This window comes from Desulfobacter sp., from assembly GCF_050177295.1.
The window spans coordinates 1-4,351 of the sequence record NZ_JBFXHE010000381.1 but is presented as its reverse complement, the minus strand read 5'-3'; the positions used below and the strand labels follow the sequence as shown (position 1 = coordinate 4,351).

7 protein-coding genes and 1 riboswitch are annotated in these 4,351 nt (G+C 46.1%); of the genes, 5 read left to right on the top strand and 2 right to left on the bottom strand.

Translation table 11 applies throughout. The features are described 5' to 3' along the window. On the top strand, nucleotides 1-353 hold a 353-nt coding region (locus AB7U36_RS19460; protein WP_428161299.1), incomplete at its 5' end, for a TolC family protein. Between the two features lie 96 nt (nucleotides 354-449). On the opposite strand, the gene AB7U36_RS19455 is transcribed toward AB7U36_RS19460, so the two are convergent. Further along, the gene (locus tag AB7U36_RS19455) at nucleotides 450-1,064 is read right to left on the bottom strand and encodes a class I SAM-dependent methyltransferase (protein WP_428161298.1); all 615 of its coding nucleotides are present in this window, start codon (nucleotides 1,062-1,064) and stop codon (nucleotides 450-452) included. A 6-nt stretch (nucleotides 1,065-1,070) separates the two neighbouring features. Beyond that, nucleotides 1,071-1,571 (bottom strand): GatB/YqeY domain-containing protein, encoded by a 501-nt coding sequence (locus AB7U36_RS19450; protein ID WP_428161297.1) that lies wholly within the window; start codon nucleotides 1,569-1,571, stop codon nucleotides 1,071-1,073. A 220-nt stretch (nucleotides 1,572-1,791) separates the two neighbouring features. On the opposite strand from AB7U36_RS19450, the gene AB7U36_RS19445 reads away from it, so the two are divergent. From AB7U36_RS19445 to AB7U36_RS19430, 4 genes are all read left to right on the top strand, one after another. Further along, nucleotides 1,792-2,418: a DUF4126 domain-containing protein gene (locus AB7U36_RS19445; protein WP_428161296.1), complete on the top strand. Its 627-nt coding sequence runs from the start codon at nucleotides 1,792-1,794 to the stop codon at nucleotides 2,416-2,418. A 128-nt stretch (nucleotides 2,419-2,546) separates the two neighbouring features. Beyond that, entirely contained in the window at nucleotides 2,547-3,056 is a 510-nt protein-coding gene (locus tag AB7U36_RS19440) for a hypothetical protein (protein WP_320397523.1), read from the top strand. A 119-nt stretch (nucleotides 3,057-3,175) separates the two neighbouring features. Next, nucleotides 3,176-3,544 (top strand): hypothetical protein, encoded by a 369-nt coding sequence (locus AB7U36_RS19435; protein WP_428161295.1) that lies wholly within the window; start codon nucleotides 3,176-3,178, stop codon nucleotides 3,542-3,544. After that, nucleotides 3,523-4,107, top strand: a complete 585-nt coding sequence (locus AB7U36_RS19430; RefSeq protein WP_428161294.1) for a dienelactone hydrolase family protein — start codon at nucleotides 3,523-3,525, stop codon at nucleotides 4,105-4,107. Before AB7U36_RS19435 ends, AB7U36_RS19430 begins: the two co-directional genes overlap by 22 nt. Before the next feature lie 156 nt (nucleotides 4,108-4,263). After that, a riboswitch (cobalamin riboswitch) is annotated at nucleotides 4,264-4,351 on the top strand. This riboswitch is flagged as partial in the annotation.

The window sequence follows — 4,351 nt, the reverse complement described above, 5'->3', positions numbered from 1 at the left end:
CTATCCGTAACAATATCAAGATTCAGGAAGCGGTCCAGGAACAGTACCTGTATGCCTATGAATCCGCGGTTCTGAATGCTGTGCAGGAAGTGCGTGATGCGTTGATGGATTACCGCAAGGAAAAAGAGCGTCGCGTTTCGCTCAGGGTCGCTGTCGAAGCTGCCCGGGCCGCGGAGGAACTGGCCCAGGATCAGTACCGCAATGGTCTTTCCGACTTCAACAATGTGCTTGATGCACAGCGTTCGCTGCTCAGCTTCCAGGAAAAGCTCGTCGTAAGCGAAGGTACGGTAAGCCGGAACGCGGTCCGACTCTACAAGGCGCTGGGCGGCGGTTGGCGTTCTTTTGAGGAGTAGTCTATGGCATTTTGACCGGTATGTTACCAAAAAGAAATAGCAAAGAAACAGACCTGCGTGTTATTCCTTCAGCCCAAGGGCATATTTCAGATCAGCTTAAGGCTTTTGTGCCAGACAGTTCATCCAGGCAACCCCGTCTCTTCCCAGGCCATCCTCGGAGATCATGGTCCGGACAAGCTGCAGGTTGTATTTCAGGCATAAATCTGTCCACCCATCCGGTGAGAGTGCCGTGAATCGCCGACCTTTAGAGTCAAAGGTGTTTGTCATGACTTCATCCCGCCGGGCCGGGACTGAAAATATAAACCGGCCCTTTGCTGCCAGAAGAGAATTAACTCCCAAAATTGTTTTTTCAATTTCCTGTACGGAAAGATGCATCAGAACGGCAATGGCGTATATTCCGTCAAATACCCCTAACCCATTTGACAGCCCGTCCGGCAGTTCCAAGTGAAGCAGGTGCGCGGCAAGTTCGGGGTGGTGCAGATTTGCCTGTTGCACCATTGATGCGCAGCCATCGGTCGCCAGCACCTTGAATCCCTGGCTGACCATAAAGGCGGCATCCCTGCCGGAGCCGCACCCAAGCTCCAGAAGTTTGCCGCCTGGTTTCAGGTTGGATGAAAGAAAGTCATGCAGTTGTCTGACATCAGCAGATTCATATCTTTCAGCCACTTTTAAGGCATTTTGACTGTAATAATTTAACGTTGAACGATCCATGAAAGATTATTTTTCGACGGTCATCCCCTGGAGAACGGCCTTGACCTGGTTCCCGTCAGCCAGTTTCCCAAAATGTTTCATAACAGCGCCCATGGCCTGCATGGGGCTTTTAATGGCGGAAAAGTCCACATTGCTTTTGATCCAGGCTTCAATCTGTTCTGTGGTGGCCATTTTGGGCAGATAAGATTCTAAAAGTTCGAGATAATCAGAAGATGGTTCTTTTTTAATCTCCAGAACGGTTTTTTCAGATTTGACGAATTTTCGGATGATGTTATGGATATCCTCATCCGTGATCTCTTCCGGCGTTTTTGCCCGGGTGGATTTTTTGCCGCTCTCAAGGGTTATGGGAACAGTGATTTCGGGGAACGCCCCCATGATCAGGCGCATGGTATCTCTTACGGCTGTATCTTTTTTACGCATGGCGGCTTTCATATCCTGCCGGATCTTATCATAAAGAGAAATCCCCATTGATCCATCCCATCCATATTGGGCTGTGTTCTCTGCCATTGCCTGCACTCTCCTCGTATAAAAGGGTTTGATGTTATTGTTGTCTCCGATATTTAACACTATCCTGGAGAAATAAACAGAGCGCAGATTCAATTCAAAAGGGAATCGTATGGCGTTGCCCAGGTTGATGTGATAGTGTTTCAGATAAACGATTTCCAGGATAGTTGATTTTTAGGAAGCAAGGCTGGATTAACCGTGATCGGTGAAAGGGGCTTAAATCATGGAATCCTTTGATCAGATTATTAAAACCATATCATTGAGCATGGGCGCTGCATGGGCCAGCGGAATCAACCTGTATGCCACGGTATTTGTTTTGGGTATTCTGGATGCCACCGGAAACCTGGTGCTGCCTCAGGGGCTTGAAATTTTATCCGACCCTGTGGTGCTGTGGGCGTCCGGATTCATGTATTGTGTCGAGTTTTTTGCAGATAAAACCCCCGGGGTGGATTCGGGGTGGGATGCCATTCACACCTTTATCCGGATTCCTGCCGGCGTGATGATTGCCGCAGGTGCTGTGGGCGATGTCAACCCTTCTTTGGCCCTTGCCGCCGGAATCCTGGGCGGCGGTCTGGCCACGGGCAGCCATTTGACAAAATCGGGTTCCAGGCTTCTGATCAACACCTCCCCGGAACCCTTCTCCAACTGGACTGCTTCGATACTCGAAGATGTACTCGTCATCGGCGGCATCCTGGCTGCGCTTCACTATCCCTTTTTATTTTTGATGCTCCTGATTGGATTTATTTGCCTGATTGTGTGGCTGCTGCCTAAAATATGGCGGGGTGTTAAAATGCTTTTTGCAAAAATTAAAAGCGTTTTCAACAAGGACGCGCCCCGGCAGATTCCGTGATTGCTGACACCTCATAACGTATATCCATCCAAAAAAAATTAGAAATTAAGGTTTTCCCTGATAGATTTTTATTTAAATCGGTGATAAGAATTTGGAATCAACTTTAACATTAGAAGGAGGGAACTTACGTGAAGAAAAAGATATTGGTTTTTTCATTTTTGCTGTTTATTGCTTGGTGGGGAATTGCTTTTTCCGATACTTGTTACAAGGTAAAAGGAACAGTAAAGACGATAAACGCCTTAGATGAAATAACGCAGCAGGGATGCATCACCCTTCAGTTGTTTGACCAAAATGGTAATAAGGCATTCAAAGAAAGCGGGTATCTTTTCGGAAGAGTTATCGATAGCTCTACTCCGGGTGTCACTTACCTGACACATACAGCCACCTTTAAAGATGGGAGTATGTTTGAATCCTTTGAGGATGTAGCAGTCATCGTCAATCCAGAGAATATTGAATGCGGGGAAGACGGTTTACCATGTTACTGCGAAGTTCATGAATTAATCACTAACATTTTGAAAGGCAAAGGATTTTTTACGAACGTCAGTAGCGCTGCAGTGGAGGCGAATGGTCACATAAATACTTGCGAAGGCGATAACGAAAATAAATTTGAACTAACAGGCGAAATATGTTTTGAGTGATTTTATTTTTTAGAATATTTTACGCATCATCTAAATTTAATAAGGAGTTGAATTTCGTTCCGTTCCTAATTTTTAACTTTATATTGTTCGTGAACAGAAAAAAAAAGGGGGGGGGTGTTATGTTATCAAAAAAAATGGTTATTTTGTTAGCTTACGGATTTGTTTTCAGTTTCTTGCAAGTATCCCATGCTTTTGAGGAAAAGGGGTGTCCGGTAAATTGGCAACCGGTGATATCTTTTGAAGAGTTTCAGATATCAGATATAGAGCAGGACCCTCCGGAAGAGATCACTGTAAAAGGCAAATTAAAATTACCAGTCGCTTGTCAATCGAGAAAAAAGCGCTTCATACCCAAAAAAAATCTTCCTGCTGTGGTAATTCTGCATGGGTCGGGGGCGGGGTTGATTCTCGGGGCGATTTCTATGCCAGAGCACTTAACGCTGCTGGTATCGCCACCTTTGAGATCGATATGTGGGAAGCGCGAGAGATAAACAGTGCCGCAGATCGTCCCTCGCTCCCTTTTTTTAATTGTCCTGATGCATTTGGTGCTCTTAAATTTTTGTCGGAACATTCAAATATAGACCCGGACCGCATTGGTGTTCTGGGATTTTCCTGGGGTGGTGTAGTGACAATGGCTTCTGCTACGAAACATTATGCCGCACAGTTTGGAGGGGATCTGCGTTTTGCAGCACATGTTGCTCATTATCCTGTATGTTACGCATACAGCCCTGATTCTTCGATTCCAGGATTAAAGTTCAGTGACTTAACAGGCGCTCCAATTTTAATTCAAATTGGAGAAGAAGATGATTATGATAATGGCTCCGGACCTTGCTTTGCCTTGAAGGACAGTTTGGACTCAGAAGAACAACCTCTCCTTGAGGTGATTGCATATGAAGGGGCGTTTCATGGTTGGGACAGGTTAGAAGTTCCAATTAAGATCACGGACTCATTTTCTAATCTAGGTAGGGACGGCGAGGTGGAAATAATTCCTGATGTAGATCAGGCGTATAAATCACGCAGAAATGTTGTTCGATTTTTCCTACAGAATCTCTAAGCAATAAGCCAGGTCGTATGTATAACCTCTTGTGCCTGAACTATAAATCAGATGGGTTCAAGTTTATGGACAACCGGTGGGCACAAAAAGCGTGCCCACCCTACCGCGCTGTTTCCTTCCCCAGATCCCGCTTGACAGGAGCATTTTATTGCGCAATCATGCCTCTTGTGTTGAGGTGCCCGTTTGGGCCTAACAGGGAATCCCGTGAGAATCGGGAGCGGTCCCGCCGCTGTAACCGGGGACA